The organism is Achromobacter sp. 77 (assembly GCF_020541125.1).
Classification (GTDB): domain Bacteria; phylum Pseudomonadota; class Gammaproteobacteria; order Burkholderiales; family Burkholderiaceae_B; genus Achromobacter; species Achromobacter mucicolens.
Window position 1 is genome coordinate 3,141,790 of sequence record NZ_CP059848.1, and the last position, 21,621, is coordinate 3,163,410.

Genomic DNA, 21,621 nt, shown 5'->3' on the forward strand with positions numbered 1-21,621 from the left:
CCTTCACCCGCCGGGCATGCGTCCGGCATTCACTCCCGAGGAAATCTCATGCAAACCTTGACCGCCCCCGCCGCCACGTCCGCTTCCGCCGTCCAACTGGACGACAGCCAGCGCGTGCGCTGCGAAGTCTGGACCCGGGTGATGGGCTACCACCGCCCGGTGTCTTCCTTCAACACCGGCAAACAGGGCGAATTCAATGAGCGCCGCTTCTTCGTCGAACGCAGTGCCTGAAGGCGGCTCGCCCGTGGGCGCTTCGCAGGCCGGCGGCGCCGGCCGGCCCGCCAGCCAGGCCGTGCGCCTGCTGACCGACCGGCCAGCCTATGCCTCGCCGCCCCAACCCGTCATCCAGCCCCTGCCCCGGCACTCGCCCGCGGTCGGGGGGCTGGTGCCTTTTTCCACCGTGGACTGGCCGGGCCAGCTGGCGGCGGTCGTCTTCATCTCGGGTTGTCCGTGGCGGTGCCACTATTGCCACAACACCGAGCTGCAGACGCGCGCCGCCCGTTATGACTGGCGCGAAGTCCGTGCCTTCCTTGAAACCCGCAAGGGCCTCCTGGATGCGGTCGTGTTCTCCGGCGGCGAGCCCTTGAGCGAACCGCGCCTGCCCGCCATGATCCGCGACATCAAACGCATGGGCTACCGCGTGGGCCTGCACACCGCAGGCATCTATCCGTTGCGGCTGGCCGACGTGCTGCGCCATCTGGACTGGGTGGGCATGGATATCAAGGCGGACGCCAAGGGCTATGACGACATCACGGGCCGTCGCGACTCGCAGCGCCCGGCGCTCGCGTGCCTGACGCAGTTGCTATCGGCAGGCACGGACTTCGAATGCCGCATCACCTGGCATCCGGACTGGCTGGACGAACCGCGCCTGATGACGCTGGCGCGCGAACTCTCGCGCCGCGGCGTGCGCCAGTTTGCGGTGCAAGCGGCACGCGCCGCGCCCGGCGCCCCGGTCGCGCGCGCGCTCAGCAACCAGGCGCAGGCCGAGCTGCGGCAAACCTTCGAGGAATTTGCCTACCGCTGAGCCAGGTGAGCGGCCAGGGTGGCATGAAACCGCGGCGACACCACGGCGCCTACATTGCAGCGGGACCACGGCGACACCGCCTTGGGGTCCACGCTGAACACGCGGCCCGGCGCCATGATGACCTTTTCGGGCATCAGCGCCTCGGCCAGCGTCAGCGAGTCCGGCACGCCCGGAAACGCCGCCCACAGGTACAGCGAGCTGGTTGGCCGCGTAAACACGTGGGCGCCCAGCGCGTCCAGCACCTGCAAGGCCTGTCCGGTCGCGGCCTCCAGCCGTTGCCGCAGCCGCACCAGATGCCGCTCGTAATGGCCCTCGCGCAGCATCACGTCCACCATGCGTTCGCAGTATTCGGAACTGCTGACATGCACCAGCGCCTTCAGGTCGGCCAGATCGCTGGCCAGTGCCGCATTGCAGGCGATGAATCCCACGCGCAGCGCCGCCGAGAACGACTTGGAGAAGCTGCCGATGTACAGCGTGCGCTCAAGCTGATCCAGCGCCGACAGCCGGACCGAGGACGTGGGCTTGAAGTCCGCCAGCGGATCGTTCTCGACCACCATCAGGTTGTAGCGCTCTGCCAACTGCAGGATCTTGTAGGCCTTGGCCGGCGTCATGTCCGAGCCGGTCGGGTTGTGCGCGATCGATTGCGTGAAGAATAGCCGCGGCTTTTCGCGCTGCAGCAACGCTTCCAACGCCACCACGTCCGGCCCGTCGGGCAGGCGCGGCACGCCCACCATCCGCACCCCGGCCAGCTTCAGCTTGCCAAAGAGCGGGTAGTAGCCTGGGTCGTCCACCAGCGCCGTCGACCCCGGCGGCAGGAAGTACCGGATCACCAGGTCCATGGCCTCGTTGGCGCCATGCGTAAGCACCAGTTGCGACGGCGCGGCGTTGATGCCCACATCGCCCAGCTTGCGCACCAGGCTTTCGCGCAGCGGCGCGTAGCCGAAACGGCTGCCATAGCGGAATAGCGCGCCGAGCCCCGTGCGCACCACCTTCTGGTGGTAGCGGTCCATGCGCATGTCCGCCAGCCACTCCACCGGCGGAAATCCATCGCCCACGGCAACCGCGTCCGGCTGGGTCTTGAGCTGCTCGCGCATGAGCCACACGATATCCATCGCCCGGCTCAGTTGCCCCGGTTCCTCGTCCGACGCGGGGCGCGCGTGGTCCACATCCAACACGTAAAAGCCAGAGCCGCGCCGCGGCTCGACCAGCCCGCGCGCCACGAGCATTTCAAATGCCACGACGACCGTGTTCTTGGCATAACGGTGCAATTGCGCCAGCTCGCGCAAAGATGGCAACTTGTCGCCGGCGCGATAGACGCCGTCTGCGATCTGCTGGCCGATCAGATTGGCCAGGCTTTCGGCGATGGGCGCCGGGCGCTGCGGCCGGCCAGGCGGATTGGCGTCTGCCACGTTCGGATCTCCGTGAATGCGTTGCCTAAAATTGGTGCAGTGCAATGGTACTGTTTGCCCAAACTGTACCTCTGAATAGCGGTACAGTTTACCTAGAATCAGGCCACTCGATTCTTATACGGAGACACGCCATCGTGGCCGATTCACGCCTGCCCAACTTCCGGGCCCTCACGCCCGCCCAACGCCTCGCTGCCATTGCCGACGCCGCCTCGCTTACGGCAGAAGAGCGCAGCCTGCTCGCCGAGCCCGGCGCCCTGGGCCTTGCCCGCGCCGACGGCATGATCGAAAACGTGCTGGGCACTTTCGAGCTGCCGCTGGGCGTGGCGGGCAACTTCCAGGTCAACGGCCGCGACGTGCTGGTGCCGATGGCGGTGGAAGAACCGTCCGTCGTGGCTGCCGCTTCGTTCATGGCCAAGCTGGCGCGCGAGTGCGGCGGCTTCGAGACATCCAGCACCCGGCCCCTCATGCGTGCGCAGGTGCAGGTGCTGGGCCTGACCGACCCGCATGGCGCGCGGCTGGCCCTGCTGCGCGAGCGGGAGCGGATCCTGACGCTGGCCAACAGCCGAGACAAGGTGCTGATCGAACTGGGCGGCGGCTGCCAGGACATCGAAGTGCACGTCTTTCCTGACACGCCGCGCGGTCCGATGATCGTGATGCATCTGATCGTCGACGTGCGCGATGCCATGGGCGCCAACACCGTCAACACCATGGCCGAGGCCGTGGCGCCGCTGGTCGAGGAGATCGTCGGCGGGTCGGTGCGGCTGCGCATCCTGTCCAACCTGGCCGACCTGCGGCTGGCCCGCGCCCGCGTGCGTCTGACCCCGCAGACGCTGGACACCAAGGAGCGCAGCGGGGCCGAGATCATCGAAGGCGTGCTGGATGCCTACACGTTCGCCGCCATCGACCCGTACCGCGCCGCCACGCATAACAAGGGCATCATGAACGGCATCGACCCGGTGATCGTGGCCACGGGCAATGACTGGCGCGCGGTCGAGGCCGGCGCGCACGCCTACGCCAGCCGCTCGGGCCGCTACACGTCGCTGACGCATTGGGAAAAGGACACCTCCGGCGCCCTGGTCGGCACCATCGAAATGCCCATGCCCGTGGGCCTGGTGGGCGGCGCCACCAAGACCCATCCGCTGGCGCACCTTGCACTGAAGATCATGGACGTGCGCTCGGCGCAGGAGCTGGGCGAAGTCGCCGTCGCGGTCGGCCTGGCGCAGAATCTGGGCGCGCTGCGCGCGCTTGCCACCGAAGGCATCCAGCGCGGCCACATGGCGCTGCATGCCCGCAACATTGCCCTGGTGGCGGGCGCCACCGGCGCGGAGATCGACGAAGTTGCCAAGCGCATGGCGGCGGAAAAGGATGTCCGCACCGATCGCGCGCTGGCCTTGCTGGAGGAACTGCGCGCAGCCCGATAACCCGCAAGGCAGGTATCCGAGACGGCGCCGCCCCCCCCACGCGCGCCGTCCGATAAACACAGGAGAGAGACATGAAACAAAGCCTCCCGGCGCCCTCTACGCGCCTGGCTGAAGTCTGGAGCGACACGGTGGATCTCAGGCATCTGGCCTGGGCCATCGGCATCGGCATCACGATCAGCGTCGCGGGCTTCTTTGCCGCCAGCCGCTGGCTGCGCGGCATGGTCGCCTCGCCCGAGCTCGCGCACGCCTACGCCATGCTGGCCGGGCTGGCGGGCTGCGTGCTGGCCGGCGTGATCTGCGCGCGGCTGTTTCCGCCCAAGCGCGAGGTCATCGAGCGCAGCGCCACACATGATCCCGCCTGGCGCGCCGAGGTGCTGGCCGAACTGGCCGAGCAGCCGGGCGGCCTGGGCACACTGGCGGACCTGCCCGAGCCGGTCGTGCGCGAACTGAAGGAACTGGATCTGTACGACCTGTTCGCACAGCCTGCTGCCGCAGCCGGCTCTGGTGCCGGTAATGGCATCACCGGTGGCATCACAGACAGCGGCACCAACGCCGCCGCCGCGCCGCGCGGCGCCGCCAAGGAGGCACTGGCATGAGCGACCCCGCACTGCTTGAACAAATCATGGTGGCCGCCGGCATGGGCCTGTTGGGTGCGGTCGTGTTCGCCGCCATCGGCCTGGTGTCCGGCACCGACGAAACCACCACGCTGGCCCCGCTGACCCTCCTGGTGGTGCTGCTGGGCGTGCCGCCGGCCGGCGTCTTCACCTTTTTCCTGGCGGGCGCGGTGGCCAAGCACATGACGCACGCCGTGCCCACCGCGCTGCTGGGCATCCCGGGCGACACGCTGGCCACGCCATTGCTGCAGGATGCAAACATGCTGCGCAAACTGGGCGTGCCGCACATTGCGCTGCGCAAGATGGTGTCCGGCGCCATCGTGGCGGCCTTTGTCGCGGTGCCGCTGGCGGTGCTGTTTGCCGTACTGCTTGCGCCGTTCGGCGCCGCGATCACCAAGTCGGCCCCCTGGATCTTCCTGGCGGCCGCATTGCTGATCGCATATTTCTCCGCGGGACGCTGGGCCGCCGTGGCGCTGCTGGTGCCGTTCGTCATGGTCATCATTGCGCTGCAAAGCCTGACGGCCAAATACGGCGTCAAGCTGAGCATCAGCTATTTCCTGGGCATTGCGATCGGCCCGCTGATCGCCGACCTGTTCACTGTCCTCTCGCCGCAAGGCCGCGGCAAGATGATGCGCGACAAAGTGCGCACGTTCTCGCTGGCGCCCGATGTGAAGGGCTGGTCGGGCTACTTCCCGAACCCGCTGAAGGTCATGGACCGCGTGCAGACGCGCTGGACGCTTGCCACCGCGGCCGTCTCCAGCGCCACGTTCGTGTTCAGTCCGGTCGCCATGACCGTCGTGCTGGGCGAACTGGTGGGCTCGCGCGTCAAGCACGCCTATCACCGCCTGACCACGGTGCTGAGCGCGCGCAACGGCGTGACCGAAGCCACCTACATTGCCGAGGCCCTGATTCCGCTGATCGCGTTCGGGCTGCCCCTGAGCCCCGTGGCCGCGGGACCGGCGGCGCCGCTCTTTAACGCGCCGCCGCGCTTTACGGTGGATGCGGCAACGGGCCAGACGCACAACCTGCACAACCTGCTGAATCACTGGGAATTCCTGGGATACGGCATGCTGGCGGTGCTGCTGGCGGCGGTGGTGTCCTATCCCTTCGCCATGAACTTCGCGCGCCGAGCCGCGCTGTTCGTCTCGCGCCGGGTCAGCCACGAAGCCATCATCGCCACGTTCGTGGGACTGATCATCGTGATCAGCGTCTGGGAAGGCCAATTCCTGGGCCTGCTCGTCATCCTGACCATGGGCCTCATCGGCGGCCTGCTGTCGCGCCTGTTCGGTTTCAACACCGGCGTGCAGTTCATGGGCTACTACACCGCCATGCTCTCGGTGCCGGCGATCGTCAAGCTGCTGGGATAAAGCGTGACGGATGGGCGGGTATTTAGCCCCGCCCATTGCCGCGCCACTTGATTCTTCGCAAGGCGGCGCTCCCCACCTTGCTCTAGCCTCTGGTCTCTTGACCAGAGGAAAGACTCATATCATGACGTGGTTCAAATCACTCACCCTCGCCGGACGCGAGTTGCTGCCCATCGTGCAGGGCGGCATGGGCGTTGGCGTATCCGCCCATCGCCTGGCCGGCGCGGTTGCCAGCCAGAACGCCGTGGGCACCATTGCCAGCGTCGATTTGCGCCATCACCACGCCGATCTCGTGGAAAAAACCGAAAAATGCAATGACCGCGACACGATCGACACAGCCAACCGCGAAGCCCTGCATCGTGAAGTGCGCGCCGCGCTGGACACGGCGCAAGGCCGCGGCCTGGTGGCGGTGAACGTCATGAAGGCCGTGCGCGACCACCCCGCGCTGGTGCGCCAGGCCTGCGAAAGCGGCGCCGAGGCCATCGTCATGGGCGCCGGCCTGCCGCTGGACCTGCCCGAAATGACCGCCGACTTCCCCAAAGTGGCGCTCGTGCCCATTCTGTCCGAGGCCCGGGGCGTCGCCGCCGTCCTCAAGAAATGGATGAAAAAGGGGCGCCTGGCCGACGCAGTCGTCATCGAACACCCTGGCTATGCGGGTGGCCACCTGGGCGCGGCCCGGCTCGACGACCTGCACAGCGAGCGTTTCGATTTCAAGAAGGTGCTGGCCGAATGTCACGCCCTCTTCAGTGAATTGCAGTTGGGCCGCGATGCGCCCCGCCTGATCGTCGCGGGCGGCGTCGGCAGCCACGAACAGGTCCGGCACTGGCTCAGCAACGGCGCCGACGGCGTGCAGGTCGGCACCGCGTTCGCCGTCACCCACGAAGGCGACGCCCACGAGAACTTCAAGCGCGTGCTGATCGACGCCGATCCCACCCAACTGGCGGAATTCACCAGCGTGGCCGGCCTGCCGGCCCGCGCGGTCGCCACGCCGTGGCTCACGCGCTACCTGCGCCAGGAAGGCACGCTTCAGGCCAACACCCGCGCCGATCCGCGCCGCTGCAGCCAGCGCATGGACTGCCTGACGCAATGCGGCCTGCGCGACGGCATCGCCAAGTTTGGCCAGTTCTGCATCGACCTGAAGCTCGCAGCCGCCATGCGCGGCGAAGTCAGCCGCGGTCTGTTCTTCCGCGGCGCATCCAAGCTGCCGTTCGGCAGCGCAATGCGCTCAGTGCGCGAGCTGATGGATTACCTGCTGCACGGCGAAATGCCCGCCGCGGCCTAAGGCCTCAGCAACCCTCAGATGATCTCCGGCAGGCGCCGCAGATCATCGATCACTTCAAAGGCGCCCTCGTCCAGCAACCGCTGCCGCTGTTGCGGCCCGTTGTGCGAGGCGCCGACGAATCCCACCGCCCGCATGCGCGCCGCCCGGGCGGCGCGTACACCCGGCACACTGTCCTCGACCACGACGCAGTCCAGCACCGCGGCCCGCATCTGCCGCGCTGCATACAGGAATATGTCGGGCGCCGGCTTGCCCTTGGCGACCTGCGCCGTGCTGAACACGTGGGGCGCAAACATCTCCCACAGACCCACCATCTTCAATGCTGCCTCAAGCTTGGCGGGCATGCTGCTGGACGCCACGCACAGGTCCAGGCCGCGTTCGCGCAAGACCCTCAAGGTTTCATGCACATGCGGCAGCGCGCGCAGCTCGGTGCGGAACGTGCGTTCCAGCCGGTCGGCATACTGCCGGGCGAATTCGTCGGGCAGCGAGCAGGCGTTTTCGGCCTGCAACGTGCGCCACATGTCCGCATCGGGAATGCCGGCGAAGCGCTGCGCGGCCTCTTCAGGCGTGATCGCGATGCCGTGTTCGGCCAGCGCGCGGGACTGGGCGCGCGCAGCAATGATTTCGCTGTCGATCAGGACGCCATCGCAATCGAAGATCACCAGGCGTGGAGCGGACGTGTGCATGAAACCTCCATCGTGTCGTGCGCTCCATGATAGGCCAGCCGGGTTACCGCGCCGATCTGGCCGAATGACCTGCGTCTGGCGGCGCAAGCAGGCGAGTCCCCGCGCGCACGACCCGGTCCGCCCGCGTCAAAGACGGACGCCTTTCACGCGCCGCAGACGCCAGGCCACCGCCACACCCGCCAGACCCGCGGCCGCGACGATGAACGAGGCGGACGTCCAGCCAAAGCGGTCGATCGCCCCGCCCACGGCCACCGGTCCAATCACCTGCCCCAGGTTGCTGCCCTGCATGACCAGTCCCACGGATGCGGCGGTCAGCGCCGGACGCGGGGCGACCAGCGGCGCGGTGCCCAGCAGCGTGGCCGGGATCAGTCCGCCCACGGCCGAGAACAGCACGCACAGCAGAAAGGTGGTCATGGCGGGCAGCGCCGATCCGAAGATCAGGAGCGCCACGGCCGCCATCACCGAACTGGCCAGCGCGATCAATGTGGACCGGCGCCATCCGCGCGCCAGCAGCACGCCCGCGCCCAGGTTGCCCACCACATTGGCGGCGCTGGCGATGGCGCTGTACAGGCCGGCTTTGGCAAGCGTCAGCCCCAATTGCTCCATCAGCAGCACGGGCAGGAACGTGAAGAGCGCAAAGAACATCAGGCTGTAAAGCGTGAAGGACAGTGCCAGCAGCACCGGGCCGGCCGCGCCCATGGTGTCGGCGGTGTCCTGGCGCAGCCCCTGCCACGACAGGCTGGCTCCCCGGGGCGTGGGCGGCGCGAGCACGGCGATGCTGACCAGCGCCGCGCAGGCGGCAATGCCCGCGCACCACCAATAGGCATGCCAATCGTCAAACGCCTGCGAGGCAAGCATGGCAATCGCCATCCCGGCCGGCATGTAGCAGCTCCAGAGCGCGAACGCGAAGTCGCGCCTGCCGCCCGCGACGATGCGCTGCAACGCCGCGGGGCCGGCTACCGTGACGAGCAGGAAACCCAGCCCCTCGACGATCCGCGACCCGAGCAGCAGGCCGTACGTCGGCGCCAGGGCACCGGCCGCGGTGCCCGCCGCCGTGGCCGCCAGGCCCAGTATCAGCATGCGCCGCGCGCCAAAGCGTGCAATCACGCCGCCCGCGGCGATGCCGCCCACCATGCCCAGCACCGAGAACACCGCCGTCAATGTGCCGATGGAGGCCAGATCCAGTCCCATGTCCTTGCGCAGGAGCGGTGCGGCAATGATGACCTTGCCCACCTGCAACGCCGCCACGACGCCCGCGCCGACGATGGCCAGCACCGCGCCCCAATGTTGTCCCGCTGCGCGGCTGTCTGCCCCCCCCCCCATCAACCTTGCCCATCCTGCCCTCGTTTTTGCCGGAATTCCGGCATCATGCCGCGCAAAGCCGATCCCGCGAAGTGATAACCTTTTGACGTTTTTGATCGAAGAAACAGATCAACATGATTGATGCCCTGACCCTGGACCAACTGCGCGTATTCGCCGCCGTGGCGGACACGGGCAGCTTTCGTGCGGCCGCGCGCCGCCTGGCGCGGGTGCAATCCGCCGTCAGTCACGCCATCGCCAACATGGAAGCGCAACTGGGCGTGCCGCTGTTCGACCGCACCGGCCATCGTCCCGTCATGACCCCGCAGGGGCAGGCCCTGCTTGCAAACGCCCGCGACATCCTCTTGCGGGTCGATGCGATGCGCGCCCGCGCCCAAGGGCTGGGCGAAGGCGTGGAATTGGAACTGTCGCTGGTCATCGATACGCTCTTTCCCATCGAGCAGGCGGGCGCGGCGCTCAACCGGATGCGCGCCGCGTATCCCTCGGTGTCGCTGCGCGTGTCGGTGCTGCCGCTGGGCGGGCCGGTAGCGGCGCTGCTGGCCGGCACACACACCCTGGGCATTCTGGCCGGCGAGCATTTCAGGCATCCGCGCATCGCCGTGCAGGCATTGGGCGCCGTACAGATGGTGGCCGTCGTCGGCGTCTCGCACCCCTTGGCGCAGAACGCGCGCGCCGGGCAGGCGCTTGCGGCGGCGGACCTGGCGGATCACTTGCAGATCGTGCAATCCGATCCGTCGCCCCTGTCCGAAGGCCGCGACTTTGCCGTCCTGTCGCCGCAGACCTGCCGCGTCAGCGGACAGGACACCAAGCATGCGCTGATCCTGTCCGGACTCGGATGGGGCCGCCTGCCGCTTTGGCAGGTGGCGCGCGATCTGGCCGAAGGCCGCCTGCTGCGCGTGCCCGCCGCCAGCCTGGGCCGCGACAGCCAGATCGCCATGGAAACCTATCTTGCGCACCGCATCGACCGGCCGCTGGGGCCGTCCGCGCGCGCGCTGGCAGCAGCGCTGCAAGCCGGCGCTCAACCCTGAGCCTTGGGCGGTTGGGCGTAGCTCACGCCCATGCCTGCACGCACGTCGTTCTGAATGCCATACGGCGCAATGGGATAGCGCAGGCCGTTGGCCGACAACGCCTTCATGCCTTCAATGGCAATGGGCAGATAGCGCGGCGGCAGGGCCATGAGCATTTCTTCATCGGGCACCCCGCCATATCTGCGCTCGGCAAAACAGGGCAGCGACAGGCTGGGTTCGCCCGTGGCGAGCGCCCTGCCCCAGGAATCCGCACAGGCTGTCTCGCCCACGACGCTCCAGTCAAAGCGCCGGTAGTTTTTCCATTGCAGGCCGTTGATCAGGATGATCATCTGGCCCGGCGTGGCATACACCAGACAGATGTCGGGCGGGTCCAGGCGTCCGGATGCCAGCGGCGACACCACCATCGCCCGGTACTTGCCGGCCGGCACACAGGACAGGGCCTCCTGGCGCGCCCGAGCGTCCGCTTCGGTCGCGTGCCAGACGCCCACGTATTCCTTGCCCTGCTTCCATGCCTCGTCCTGCGGGCCCAGCCCGATAACGGCGCGGCATTGCGCGCCAACCAGATCGTCACCCGTGATGCCCACGGTCCAGCCTAGCCGCGCGGCCATGCCCACGATCTGGTCCGTGGTGTGGGTGGCCTGGGGCCGGCGCAGGCCTTTCACGCCTGCCATGTCCGCCTCGTGCTCGTACAGCTTCATGCCGATGACCGTGGTCTTCAGGCGCAGCAGCCGGTTCAGGTCGTCGACCAGCGACGCCCAATCGAGCGGGGGTTCCTGTCTTGTCTCTTCCATGTTCGTCCTTGGGACTGTTGTACGCGGTCTGGCCGGCCGTCCGCCGGGGCTGCCGCACGCGGCTAAGACTACAACGCGTCAGGCGAACCCGTCGATGCCCCGCATCAGCGCCGCCGCCATCCGGGGTTGGCGTAATTGGTCCAGCCACCAGCGCAGCGCGCGTCCATCGTGATCGCTGCGCCAAGCCAGGTACAGCAGGTTCGGTTCGCGCGGGGTTTCCGTGGCCATTTCCACGAGTTCGCCTCGCGCCAGCAGCGATGCCGCGCGGTGCCGCGGCACCCAGCCAACCCCCAGTCCGGCGCGCTGCGCCAGGATCTTGGCCCGCATGCTGGGCACCGCCAGCGTGGCCTGGCCGCCCACCCCGCCGTAGCCGCGAGCCGCCGCGCCGCGCGCCGTGTCGGCGACGACGACGGCACGATGCTGCTGGATCTGGTCCTGGCGCAGCGGCGCCTTGGCGCGCGCAAGCGGATGGCGCGGCGACACGGCGAACAGCCACTCCATTTCGCCCAGCGCCGCCCACTGCAGGTTCGGCATGGTTTGCGGTTCGTTGGTGGCGCCCACGATCAGGTCCGCGCGGCCCTCGCGCAGCGCCTCCCACGTGCCGCCCAGCACCTCGTGCGTGAACCGCAGCCGCACGCCCGAGTCCAGCTTGTCGAATGCCTGGATGAGCGGCGCCATGAGCTCGAATTCCAGGATTTCGTCGCTGACGATGCGCAGCCGGTCCTCCCAACCGCTGGCGACCTGCCGCACCCGCTGCGTCAGCCGGCTGACGTCCTGGGCCAGCCGCCCGGCTTCGTCGGCCAGCAACTGCCCCGCGGGCGTGAGTTGCATCCGGTAGCCCTGGCGGTCGAACAACAGGGCGTCAAAGCGCTCCTCAAGCTGGCGGGCGGCGTGCGACACCGACGACGGGGCCTTGCCCAGCTTCGCGGCTGCCCGGGACAGGCTGACGCTGTCGCGGATGGCTTCCAGCAGCGCCAGTTCATTCGGGCTCAACATGTGCGATTCCTTCGAACGTGTTCATGCGCCAGATCGTACGACAAAGCGCCGGGCGAGGCGCAACATGGCTACACCTCATCCCCACTCCCCAAGGAACCCATCATGAACCGTTTTGAACAAAAGACCGTCCTGGTCACCGGCGGCACCAGCGGCATCGGCCTTGCCGCGGCCCTAGCCTTTGCCGCCGAAGGCGCCCGCGTCATCGTCACCGGGCGCGACGCCGCCGCCCTGGAAAAGACCCGCGCCGCCTTGGGCGCAAACGCGCTGGCCATCCAGAACACGGCCGGCGCGGCCGGCGCGGCTGCCGCATTGGCCGACGCCCTGGCCTCGGCAGGCGTGCGCCTGGATGCGGTCTTCGTCAACGCAGGCATCGCCAAGTTCGCGACGCTGACCGACGCCACGGAAGATCTCTGGGACCAGACGTTCAATACCAACGTCAAGGGCGTCTACTTCCAGCTCCAGGCGCTGGACCCCTTGCTCAACACGGGCGCCTCCATCGTGCTCAACGGGTCCATCAACGCCCACATCGGCATGCCGGCATCGTCGATCTACGCCGCCAGCAAGGCCGCGCTGATCTCCCTGGCCAAGACGCTGTCGGCCGAATGGCTGCCGCGCGGCATCCGGGTCAACGTCGTCAGCCCCGGTCCGGTCGCCACCCCCATCTACAACAAGCTGGGGCTGGATCCCGCCACGCTGGAGAAGACCGCCGCCAGCATCCAGGCGCAGGTGCCGCTGGGCCGCTTCGGCACGCCGCAGGAGATCGCGGCGACCGTGCTGCACCTGGCCGCGCGCGAGTCGGCCTTCATCGTGGGCACGGAGATCATCGCGGACGGCGGCATGAGCCAGCTGTAAGCCAGGCGGCCGGGGCGATGGCCGCGTTCAGGACTGGCGTATCAGGCATTCATGCCCCCCTATGGGCCGACTGAACGCAGGGCGCGCTTGCAGATCCGCTCGGTGGCGGCTTTGGCGCCGGCGGTAGCGGCGCCAGCTGACCATCGCGCGCAGAGCTCACGCACCCAATCTGGCTGATCCTTACTGGCATCGTTGAGCCAGTTGGCCACAGAGTCCTGCACATAAGTGGCCGGATCCGCCCGCAGCGGTTCGAGCAGCGGCAACGCGATGGCCGGATTGGCCTTCAGCGCCGGAACGTGGGCGCACCAGACGCCACGTGGCCGCAGCGACTCGCTGGCAAAACGCCGCACGCGCTCGGACGAGTGGATTGTCCAGGGCGCCAGACAGGCCACCGACGTCTCGAGTTCGGCCGTCAACGGCGGCCGGACGGCCAGCCAGGCCCATTCCCGCACACCAAAATGCGCATCGTCGGCGAAAGGACGGATCATATCCAGCCGCGCTCGCACCGGCAGCCCAGGCAACGCGCCCACCATGAAGCAGGCCCAGCCACGGACGGTGTCCGAGGCATGTGCTTGCAGCCGGTCGATCGCTTGCGGCCCCAGCGTGTCCAGCAAGATCAACGCCGCCCGCTGCATCCGCTTGGATATTCCCGCCATCGCGTCCGCACGCATCACGGCCAGCGCCTGCGCACCCACTTCGGGTACGGCTGCCTGCATCAAACGCGCATAGTCCACCGCCAGGCACTCTGTCAGCGTCGTGGCCGGCGCGCCCGCATTCAATTGGGCCAGCCTTGCCGGCGCGAGGTCCTTCACGCCTCGCCCGGCCGGCTTGTTCCGTGCCGGCGCAACGCCATTGGCCGCGCCTTCCTCCGCCTTGTCTGTTCTCTTGTTCATAGCCCGGCATCCTGCCGTGCGACCCTGCCGGCATCCGTGCCGCGCCACACTTTCGTCAGCAACCCGCCCAACTGACCCTGCTCGGCAGCACTCAACCCGCCAAAGAGCGAGCCGATCCACGTCGCATGCTCCTTGAACAGCCTGCCCGCGATCCGCCTGCCTTTGGCAGTCAGCGTCACTGCAATTGTGCGACGGTCGGCCTGCCCACCTTCGCGCGTGACGAATCCGTCCCGCTCCAGCCCGTCCACCAGGCCGGTAATCGTCGCGCGCGTCACGCCGGCGCGCGTTGCCAGTTCGTGCGGCGACAGCCCGCCCGGCTGGCCTTGGAGCAAGAACAGCAACACGAATTTGGCTTCGGACAATTGCTTGGGGGCCAGCCTCATGGCGCAGTCCCGGTCGATGGCGCTGGCCAACGCCAGTACCTGGAAACACAGGCGCACGCCGTCTGCGGACGGCAGCCCTCGTCGGGACACCTCGTCCAGCAAGGCGTGATGTTTGGGTTCGAGCATGTTCGGATGAAAGCCAGAGGGAATTGATTTTGTGCCATATAGTATGGCGGCTAATTAATTGAGGCAAATGCAACGTGAAGCGCCGCATGATCAACGGTTTGCGTGCCTGCGGACCTCGAGACGCACTACCCACGCGACACCGAGGTACTCAGGCTCGCGACTCCTGGGAACCAGACTGGCTTATCATGCTGACCCTTCACCCATCAAGGAATCCCGCAGCATGTCCGACATCCCCACGCCCTTCGACGTCCAGGCCTTCATCGCCCAAAGCATGGAAGGCATGCAGGCCGCCACGGCGGCGCATTGCGCGACCTGGCATCTGGATGAGGCGGAGCAGTGGTCAGTGGACATGGACAGCGAGCGCATCGTGTTCCAGCTTCCCGGCGGCGTTGTCGCCAGCGCGCCGGTGCAGATCATCGGCACGTCCAACAGCGACGACGGCAGTTTCCTATGGGGCTGGGATCACCCGTCCGTCCCGGCCGAGCTGGCTGAACACGCCCAACTGGCGCTGGCCTTCGGGCGCGCGCACGGCCTGACCGCCTACACCACGCGCAAGATCATCTGCGACGACTCCCAGGCCTGGGAGTTCGCCGCCGTCGCAATGCGTCTGGGCGAAGCCACCGGCACGTATCGCGCGCAGGCATCGGATACCGCGCAGGTGTGGATGACGTTCGGCCAGGTGTCGCTGTCGGCGGCGTCCGAGCAGTAAAAATTCAAGGTGTCAGACACCGTATCGCGTCCTACCGGTACAGCACCGTCGGCAGCCACATGCCGATCCCCGGGAACATGTACAACAGGAAGATGGCGACGACCTGGATTCCCATGAACGGCATCATGCCCAGGAAGATCTGGTTCAGCGTCACGTGCGGCGGTGACACCCCCTTCAGGTAGAAGGCCGACATGGCCACCGGTGGCGACAGGAATGCGGTCTGCAGGTTCAACGCCACGAGCAGGCCGAAGAACAGCGGGTCGATGCCGAACGTATTGAGCAGCGGCACGAAGATCGGCATGAAGATCACAATGATCTCGGTCCATTCCAGCGGCCAGCCAAGCAGGAAGATGATGATCTGCGCCAGCAGCAGGAACTGGATCGGCGTCAATCCCAGGGACAACACCCATTCCTCGATGATGCGCTGTCCGCCCAAAAGGGCGAACGCCGCCGAGAAGATGGACGATCCCACGAACAGCCAGCAGACCATGGCGCTGGTCTTGGCCGTCAGGAACACCGATTCGCGCAGCACCGGCAGGTTCAACCGGCGATAGGCCAACGCCAGCAAGGCCCCGCCCATCGCGCCCATGGCGGCAGCCTCGCTGGGGGTGGCCAGGCCGAAGCCGATCGACCCCAGCACGGCCGCGATCATGACCGCCAGCGGGAAGAACGAGCCCATCAGCATCTTGAAGATTTCCAGCCGCGCCCACGTCAGCGCGGCGTAGAACACCGCCAGAATCACTGCGCATATGCCGGCAAAGATCCAGAAGCCCGTGGGCGCCGCGATTCGGGGTTCGGCCTCGGCAGCCGCGCCGGATTGCGCGGGTGCTGCGGCGCCGGCTGGCGGTTGGGAGGCGGGCGTGCCGGGTGGCTCGCTCAGCCCGGACGCCGCGGGCGCGCTGCCTGGGGGTTCGGCCAGCTCGTTGGAAGGCGGTTCGGGCAGGTCGTTCGAGGGCGGCTCGGCCAGCCCATCGACGGGCGGCTCGCTCAACCCCGAGCCGGAATCGAAGTCGCTGGAGCCCAGGCGCAATTCAGCGGGAATCTCGTAGACCTCGGGCGGCTTGGTCAGTGCGTGGTGCACCACCGCCAGCATCAGCACGGTGACGACCAGCGGCGTCAACGCCATGGCCATGTTGCGCGTCAGGTACCCGAACGACACCGCGCTGTTGCGCCGGCCCTTGAACATCGCGGCCAGCATGCCGGACACGGCGCGCGTGTAAGGCCCGGCCGCCAGCGCCGCCGTCCCGGGCGGCAGCGGCACGCCGCGTTCGTTCTCAGGCAGCGGCGGCGCCATGTCGGGCCGCAGCTTGGCCACGATGATGACGTAGACCATGTACAGGATGGCCAGCATGATGCCGGGAAACAGCGCGCCCGCGTACAGCTGCACCACCGACACGCCGGTGGTCGCGCCATACACGATCAGCATCACCGACGGCGGCAGCAGGATGCCCAGGCACCCGCCCGCCGTGATGGAACCGGCCGTCAGGCGCACGCTGTAGCCGGCCTTGAGCATCGCCGGCATCGCCAGCAGCCCCATCAGCGTGACCACCGCCCCGACAATCCCCGTGGCCGTCGCGAAGATGGCGCAGGTGGCCAGCGTTGCGACCGCCAGCGCGCCCGGCAGCCGCGCCAGCGCCAGGTGCATCGACCGGAACAGCTTTTCAATGAGGTTGGCGCGCTCGACCAGATAGCCCATGAACACGAAGAGCGGGATCGAGATCAGCGAGTCGTTGGTCATGGTGGCGTATGTGCGCTGCACCATCAGATCCAGCGTCTGCCCCAGGGACCGCCCCGGGTCCGAACTCTGCATGTAATACGCCAGGAACGTGAACAGCACGCCCATGCCCATCAACGTGAACGCGGTCGGAAATCCCAGCATGATCGCCACCACGATCAGGGCCAGCATCAGCAGCCCGATATGACCGGTGGTGAGGTTGTCCCACGGCGTGAGGAACGCGATCATCAGGAGCACCAGCGCGATGCACGACAGGCCGAACCACAAAGCCTTGTGAATTTTCATCGCTGGGACTCCCCGGATTTGACGTAACGATCGAGCTTGGCGATGTCTTCGTCCTTCACGTGCACCATCTCCTTGAGCTTGTCGACGTCCACTTCCTCGACGTCTTCTTCACGCGACGGCCAGGCGCCCTGCTTCAGGCACAGGATGCAGCGCATGACCTCGGCCACGCCCTGCAGCAGCAGCACCGCGCCGGCGGCGGGAATGAAGGCCTTGAAGGGATAGATGGGCGGCCCGTTGGCCATCAGTGACGAGTGTTCGCGGATGGCGATGGAATAGCCGGCGTAATACCAGCCGGCCCACACCAGGGCGATCACGCCGGGAAAGAAGAAGACGATGAACAGCAGCAGGTCCAGGCCGGCCTGCACGCGCGGCGGCAGAAAGCCATACAGGATGTCGCCGCGCACATGCCCGTTCTTGGCCAGCGTGTAGGCGCCCGCCATCATGAACAGGATGCCGTAATACATCATCTGCAGGTCGAAGGCCCAGGCGCTGGGCTGGTTCAGGATGTACCGTGCAGCGACTTCCCAGCACACGTGCAGCGTCAGCACCACGATCAGCCAGGCAAAGGTCTTGCCCACCAGGGTGGAAATGCTGTCTATGAAACGTACGATTCGGATCATCGATGGTCCTGGAGTCGGGTCCGCTCACGCAGCGGCTGTCCTGCCGCAGGCGCGCACGGACCCTGGACACGCATGGCGAGGCTCCGCGCGCCGGCTTAGCGGCGCACGGGGTCGGCGTGAAACCGCGTCAGGCTGGCTTGGTGCTTCGCGAGAAGTAGTGGTTGTAGGCCATGCGGTAATTGACCGTGGTGTCGCCGTGCCAGCGCCCCACCCGCTCGGCAAACGCGCGCTGCGAATCCAGGACCTTCTTGAAGAGCGGATTTTCGGCGGACCGCTTGGCGATCATCTCGTCCCAGATCTTGAGCTGCTGCTGCAGGATCGCGTCCGGCGTTTTGTAGAACTTGACGTTGTGATCCTTCTGCAGCTTGATGTAGTCCTGCGAATAGCGGTTCGCCGCCTTCCAGGACATGTCCGCGCTGGAGGCCTGCGCGGCATAGCTCAGGATGTGCTTCAGGTGTTCCGGCAAGGCGTCGTACTTTGCCTTGTTGAACAGCACCTCGAACTGTTCGGCGCTTTGGTGAAAGCTCTGCAGCATGCAGATCTTGGACACGTCCTGAAAGCCCAGCGCCAGGTCCGACGAGGCATTGTTGAATTCCGCGCCGTCCAACAACCCGCGGTCCAGCGCCGGCACGATTTCACCGCCGGGCAGCGCGTTCACGGCCGCGCCCATCGCCGTATACATGTCGATGGCCAGGCCCACGGTGCGGAACTTCACGCCCTTGACGTCCTCGACCTTCGTGACGGGCCGCTTGAACCACCCGAACGGCTGGGTCGGCATCGGTCCGTACATCAGCGACTGCACGTTCACGCCCATCGCCTTCTGGATCTCGACCAGCAGCTCCTTGCCGCCGCCGTATTCGTGCCAGGCCAGCAGCATGTTGGCGTCCATCCCGAACGACGGACCCGACCCCCACAGCGCCACGGCCGTGTTCTTGCCGTACCAGTACGCCACCACGCCGTGACCGCCGTCCAGCGTGCCCGCCGAAACCGCGTCCAGCAGATCGAACGCCTTGACCACGGCGCCCGCGGGCAGCACTTCGATCTTCAACTGGCCGCCGGCCATTTCGTTGACCTTGTTGGCGTAGTCGCGGGCGAATTCGTGAAAGATGTCGTTCGCGGGCCAGGTGCTCTGGAACCGGAAGGAGATGGGCGCGTTCTGCGCCTGGGTGATGGCGGGAAATCCTAGCGCCACGGCGCCGGCGGCGGCGGCGCCGGAGATGAACTTGCGGCGGCGGGGCTTTGTAACGTGTTGCATGGCTTGTTGTCTCCTGGGGTGGACTACATGGACCAGCGTGTAGTTACTACGGCTGCAAGGGTGCGGCGCGAACGGCCTGCGGTGGGCTTTCGTCTGCCGTCTGATGCGTCTGATGCGCAACTTTGGAGTGATTAAACCTGCCTGACAAACGGCTGACAATCAGCTTTTAGTCAGGAATAACCCTAGAAGACGGACTAGGCCGTAATAGCGAAAGGCCAGCAAACCGCGTGTTGCGGCGTGCTGGCCTTGTTGCTGACCAGGCGCGGCCCCGTGCGAGGCCCGCAGCGTGACGACGGTGCGCTACACCGCCGACACCGACCCCGCCTCACCGCCGCCATCGCGCAGCGGCGGGGCCGTCACGATCGACGTCAGCGCCGGTTCGGCCGGGCGCAGCGCGGCCAGGTCGGGGCGTGGACGACTCAGCGCGTCCGTGCCCGCGAAGGCCTGCTCCATCGCCTGCGCCGCGGCCAGCACCTGAAGGTCGCCACGGAAGCGGCCCACGATCTGCAGGCCGAACGGCATGCCGTTCGCATCGCGCCCGCAAGGCAAGGTAAGCGCCGGGTGCGTGGTCAGCGTGACGACATAGGTCAGCGCCAGCCAGCGGTAATAGTTCTCCTGGGCGACGCCGTTGATCTTGTCCGCATACAACTGCGTCCACGGGAAGGGCGACACGGGCGTCGTGGGCGAAAGGATGAGGTCGTAATCGTCGTAAGCGCGTTGAAAACGCTTGATCAGGCGTGTCTGCTCGGCCTGCGCCCATGCGCAGTCCTTCAGGCTCATCGCCGCGCCCATCTCGAAGTTGGCGCGGGTGTTGGGGCCCAGGCTGGACGGATCCTTCTCGTACGCATCGCGCATGCCGGCGACGAAGGCCTCGGCGCGCAGCACGTCAAAGCATCGATGGGCCTCACCGACATCCAGGTCGATCGGATCGCAGGCCGCGAACAGATGACGCATGGCCGCGATCTTTTCGCGGAAGGTGGCGCGGATGCCGTCGTCCACGTCACACGCGCCGAAATCTTCCGTGTAGGCCACACGCAGCGAGCCGAGGTCGGCGATGCCGGGGTTCAAAAATTGCAGCGGGTCCAGCGGATAGCTGAGCGGATCGCCAGCGTGGGGGCCGGCGGAGGCCGCCATCTGCAGGCAGGCGTCAGCCACGGTGCGGCCCATCGGTCCCACCACCGAGATCGGCGTCCAGCCCAGCGGTTTGCGCACGCTGGGCACGATGCCCGGGGATGGCCGGAATCCGACCACGCCGCACTTGGACGCGGGAATGCGCAGCGAGCCGCCCGTGTCCGAGCCCGTGCAGACCGGCAGCATGTCGCTGGCCAGGGCGGCGGCCGAACCGCCCGACGAACCGCCCGCATTCAGGTTGGGATTGAAAGGGTTGCCGGTGGCGCCCCACACCGTGTTGCGCGAGTTGGCGCCCGCGCCCATCTCGGGCACGTTGGTCTTGGCGGCGACGATGGCCCCGGCGCGGCGCAGGCGCGCCACCAGCTCGATGTCCTCGTCCGGCACGTGGCCGCGATACAGAGGCGAACCGTAGGTGGTCAGCACGCCGGCCGTGGGCTCCAGATCCTTCACCCCCATCGGCAAACCGTGCAGGAGGCCCAACGGCTCGCCGGCCATCACCGCACGCTCGGCCGCGCGGGCCTCCGCCCTCGCCCGCTCAAAGGCGGTGGCGGTGACGGCGTTGATGTACGGGTTCACGGCCTGGATGCGCGCGATGCACGCTTCCAGCAGTTCCACCGGCGAAAGCTGGCGGGCGCCGATCATGCGCCGCAATTCCACGGCGGTCAGCGATACCAGGGAGTCGTCCAATGCCATCGTCGTCTTCCTTCAGTCGATCTTGATGTTGGCCCGTTGCGCGACCTCGCGCATGATGGGCAGTTCCTTCTGGATCAGCGCCTCGCCTTCCGCGGCGCTGGCGAAGGCCGCCTCAAAGCCTTGCGCCTCCAGGCTCTTGACCACTTCGGGCGATTCCACCGTGGCCTTGAGCGCCTGCTCCAGACGCGTCTTCACGTCGGCGGGCAATCCGCGCGGCGCGGCGACCATCAGCCACGTGTCCATCGCGACCGAGGGATAGCCCTGTTCGGCGAACGTGGGCACGTCGGGCAGGAAGGCCGAACGCTTTGGGCTGGACACCGCCAGCACGCGGACCTTGCCCTGCTTGCTTTGCGGCAACGCTGCGGCCACGGTGTCGACCGAGAACGGAATCTGCCCGCCGATCAGGTCGGTCATCGCGGGCGAACTGCCCTTGTACGGCACGTGCGTCATTTTCAGCTTGGCGGCGGAGATGAACGCCTCGCCCACGAAATGCGCGGTCGTACCCGTGCCGAACGAGCCGTACGGCGGCTGGTCATGCGCCGGATCCTTCACGTACGCGACGAACTCCTTCAAGTCCTTGACCGGCACCTTGGGGTTGGCCAGCAGGGCCAGGCCGGTGCGGCCGACAATGCCGATGGGCTCGAAACTCTTGACCGGGTCATACGGCAGGTTGGCCTGAATGGCCGGGTTGACCGTGAAGGTCGTGCCCGAGCTCACCAGCAACGTGTAGCCGTCGGGCGCGGCCTTGGCCACGTAGCTGGCGCCGATCACCGTGCCCGCGCCCGCGCGGTTTTCCACCACGACCGTGCGCCCCAGTTCCTGCCCCAGCTTCTGGGCCACCACGCGGCCCAGCACGTCCGTGGCGCCCCCTGGCGGAAAGGGAACGATCATCGTGAGCGGACGCGAGGGATAGGCGTCCTGGGCGACGGCCGGCGCGGCCGCGCCGAGGGTGCTGGCAAAAGCGAGACTGACTGCAAGAAACGAGGTTTTCATGGCGGTGCTCGATG

21 protein-coding genes are annotated in these 21,621 nt (G+C 67.3%); 9 read left to right on the forward strand and 12 right to left on the reverse strand.

Annotated elements, in window-relative coordinates:
* The first annotated feature begins 48 nt into the window (after positions 1-48).
* Together nrdD and H4P35_RS14510 are read left to right on the forward strand one after the other, a co-directional pair.
* Complete coding sequence (gene nrdD, locus H4P35_RS14505; protein WP_152384607.1) at positions 49-231, forward strand: anaerobic ribonucleoside-triphosphate reductase; 183 nt, start codon at positions 49-51, stop codon at positions 229-231.
* Positions 197-1,024 carry an anaerobic ribonucleoside-triphosphate reductase activating protein gene (locus H4P35_RS14510; RefSeq protein ID WP_062840971.1) on the forward strand — a complete coding sequence of 276 codons (828 nt, stop codon included), beginning with the start codon at positions 197-199 and terminating at the stop codon, positions 1,022-1,024. Before nrdD ends, H4P35_RS14510 begins: the two co-directional genes overlap by 35 nt.
* Here the strand turns inward: H4P35_RS14510 and H4P35_RS14515 are convergent.
* Positions 1,015-2,433 carry a PLP-dependent aminotransferase family protein gene (locus H4P35_RS14515; RefSeq protein ID WP_180098623.1) on the reverse strand — a complete coding sequence of 473 codons (1,419 nt, stop codon included), beginning with the start codon at positions 2,431-2,433 and terminating at the stop codon, positions 1,015-1,017. The two genes, H4P35_RS14510 and H4P35_RS14515, sit on opposite strands and share 10 nt — an antisense overlap.
* A 131-nt stretch (positions 2,434-2,564) precedes the next feature.
* On the opposite strand from H4P35_RS14515, the gene H4P35_RS14520 reads away from it, so the two are divergent.
* From H4P35_RS14520 to H4P35_RS14535, 4 genes are all read left to right on the forward strand, one after another.
* Positions 2,565-3,854: a hydroxymethylglutaryl-CoA reductase, degradative gene (locus tag H4P35_RS14520; protein ID WP_226849473.1), complete on the forward strand. Its 1,290-nt coding sequence runs from the start codon at positions 2,565-2,567 to the stop codon at positions 3,852-3,854.
* Positions 3,855-3,925: 71 nt separating this feature from the next.
* A complete protein-coding gene (locus tag H4P35_RS14525; protein WP_226846056.1) occupies positions 3,926-4,450 on the forward strand; it encodes a hypothetical protein in 525 nt (174 codons plus the stop codon).
* Entirely contained in the window at positions 4,447-5,835 is a 1,389-nt protein-coding gene (locus H4P35_RS14530) for a tripartite tricarboxylate transporter permease (RefSeq protein WP_226846057.1), read from the forward strand. The genes H4P35_RS14525 and H4P35_RS14530 overlap by 4 nt, the downstream gene beginning before the upstream one ends.
* A gap of 121 nt (positions 5,836-5,956) precedes the next feature.
* Entirely contained in the window at positions 5,957-7,114 is a 1,158-nt protein-coding gene (locus H4P35_RS14535; RefSeq protein WP_056318276.1) for a nitronate monooxygenase family protein, read from the forward strand.
* Positions 7,115-7,128: 14 nt separating this feature from the next.
* Here H4P35_RS14535 and H4P35_RS14540 read toward each other — a convergent pair whose 3' ends face one another.
* Both H4P35_RS14540 and H4P35_RS14545 read right to left on the reverse strand, forming a co-directional pair.
* Complete coding sequence (locus H4P35_RS14540) at positions 7,129-7,797, reverse strand: HAD family phosphatase (RefSeq protein ID WP_179689259.1); 669 nt, start codon at positions 7,795-7,797, stop codon at positions 7,129-7,131.
* 126 nt (positions 7,798-7,923) lie between these two features.
* Positions 7,924-9,120 (reverse strand): CynX/NimT family MFS transporter, encoded by a 1,197-nt coding sequence (locus H4P35_RS14545; protein WP_226846058.1) that lies wholly within the window; start codon positions 9,118-9,120, stop codon positions 7,924-7,926.
* A gap of 113 nt (positions 9,121-9,233) precedes the next feature.
* On the opposite strand from H4P35_RS14545, the gene H4P35_RS14550 reads away from it, so the two are divergent.
* Complete coding sequence (locus tag H4P35_RS14550) at positions 9,234-10,145, forward strand: LysR family transcriptional regulator (RefSeq protein ID WP_226846059.1); 912 nt, start codon at positions 9,234-9,236, stop codon at positions 10,143-10,145.
* On the opposite strand, the gene H4P35_RS14555 is transcribed toward H4P35_RS14550, so the two are convergent.
* Together H4P35_RS14555 and H4P35_RS14560 are read right to left on the reverse strand one after the other, a co-directional pair.
* On the reverse strand, positions 10,136-10,936 hold the full coding sequence (locus H4P35_RS14555) for a DUF169 domain-containing protein (RefSeq protein WP_175155613.1): 801 nt from the start codon (positions 10,934-10,936) through the stop codon (positions 10,136-10,138). The two genes, H4P35_RS14550 and H4P35_RS14555, sit on opposite strands and share 10 nt — an antisense overlap.
* A gap of 78 nt (positions 10,937-11,014) precedes the next feature.
* Positions 11,015-11,932, reverse strand: coding sequence for a LysR substrate-binding domain-containing protein (locus H4P35_RS14560; protein ID WP_180098618.1), 918 nt, complete (start codon positions 11,930-11,932; stop codon positions 11,015-11,017).
* A gap of 102 nt (positions 11,933-12,034) precedes the next feature.
* Here H4P35_RS14560 and H4P35_RS14565 point away from each other — a divergent pair, with 102 nt between their 5' ends.
* Positions 12,035-12,784 (forward strand): SDR family oxidoreductase, encoded by a 750-nt coding sequence (locus tag H4P35_RS14565; RefSeq protein ID WP_226846060.1) that lies wholly within the window; start codon positions 12,035-12,037, stop codon positions 12,782-12,784.
* Positions 12,785-12,843: 59 nt separating this feature from the next.
* Here H4P35_RS14565 and H4P35_RS14570 read toward each other — a convergent pair whose 3' ends face one another.
* A complete protein-coding gene (locus H4P35_RS14570; RefSeq protein ID WP_218948882.1) occupies positions 12,844-13,677 on the reverse strand; it encodes a DNA alkylation repair protein in 834 nt (277 codons plus the stop codon).
* Positions 13,674-14,186 (reverse strand): MarR family winged helix-turn-helix transcriptional regulator, encoded by a 513-nt coding sequence (locus H4P35_RS14575; RefSeq protein WP_226846061.1) that lies wholly within the window; start codon positions 14,184-14,186, stop codon positions 13,674-13,676. Before H4P35_RS14575 ends, H4P35_RS14570 begins: the two co-directional genes overlap by 4 nt.
* Before the next feature lie 220 nt (positions 14,187-14,406).
* Between H4P35_RS14575 and H4P35_RS14580 the strand changes: the two genes are divergently transcribed.
* The gene (locus tag H4P35_RS14580) at positions 14,407-14,895 is read left to right on the forward strand and encodes a DUF6882 domain-containing protein (RefSeq protein WP_226846062.1); all 489 of its coding nucleotides are present in this window, start codon (positions 14,407-14,409) and stop codon (positions 14,893-14,895) included.
* Positions 14,896-14,926: 31 nt separating this feature from the next.
* On the opposite strand, the gene H4P35_RS14585 is transcribed toward H4P35_RS14580, so the two are convergent.
* The 5 genes from H4P35_RS14585 to H4P35_RS14605 all read right to left on the reverse strand — a co-directional run bounded on the left by H4P35_RS14585 (position 14,927) and on the right by H4P35_RS14605 (position 21,607).
* Positions 14,927-16,915, reverse strand: coding sequence for a TRAP transporter large permease subunit (locus tag H4P35_RS14585; protein ID WP_180098614.1), 1,989 nt, complete (start codon positions 16,913-16,915; stop codon positions 14,927-14,929).
* Positions 16,912-17,535: a TRAP transporter small permease subunit gene (locus tag H4P35_RS14590; protein WP_175155616.1), complete on the reverse strand. Its 624-nt coding sequence runs from the start codon at positions 17,533-17,535 to the stop codon at positions 16,912-16,914. Before H4P35_RS14590 ends, H4P35_RS14585 begins: the two co-directional genes overlap by 4 nt.
* Before the next feature lie 127 nt (positions 17,536-17,662).
* A complete protein-coding gene (locus H4P35_RS14595) occupies positions 17,663-18,790 on the reverse strand; it encodes a TRAP transporter substrate-binding protein (RefSeq protein ID WP_226846063.1) in 1,128 nt (375 codons plus the stop codon).
* A 300-nt stretch (positions 18,791-19,090) separates the two neighbouring features.
* A complete protein-coding gene (locus H4P35_RS14600) occupies positions 19,091-20,614 on the reverse strand; it encodes an amidase (protein WP_226846064.1) in 1,524 nt (507 codons plus the stop codon).
* 12 nt (positions 20,615-20,626) lie between these two features.
* On the reverse strand, positions 20,627-21,607 hold the full coding sequence (locus H4P35_RS14605) for a tripartite tricarboxylate transporter substrate binding protein (RefSeq protein WP_175155617.1): 981 nt from the start codon (positions 21,605-21,607) through the stop codon (positions 20,627-20,629).
* Positions 21,608-21,621: the final 14 nt, after the last annotated feature.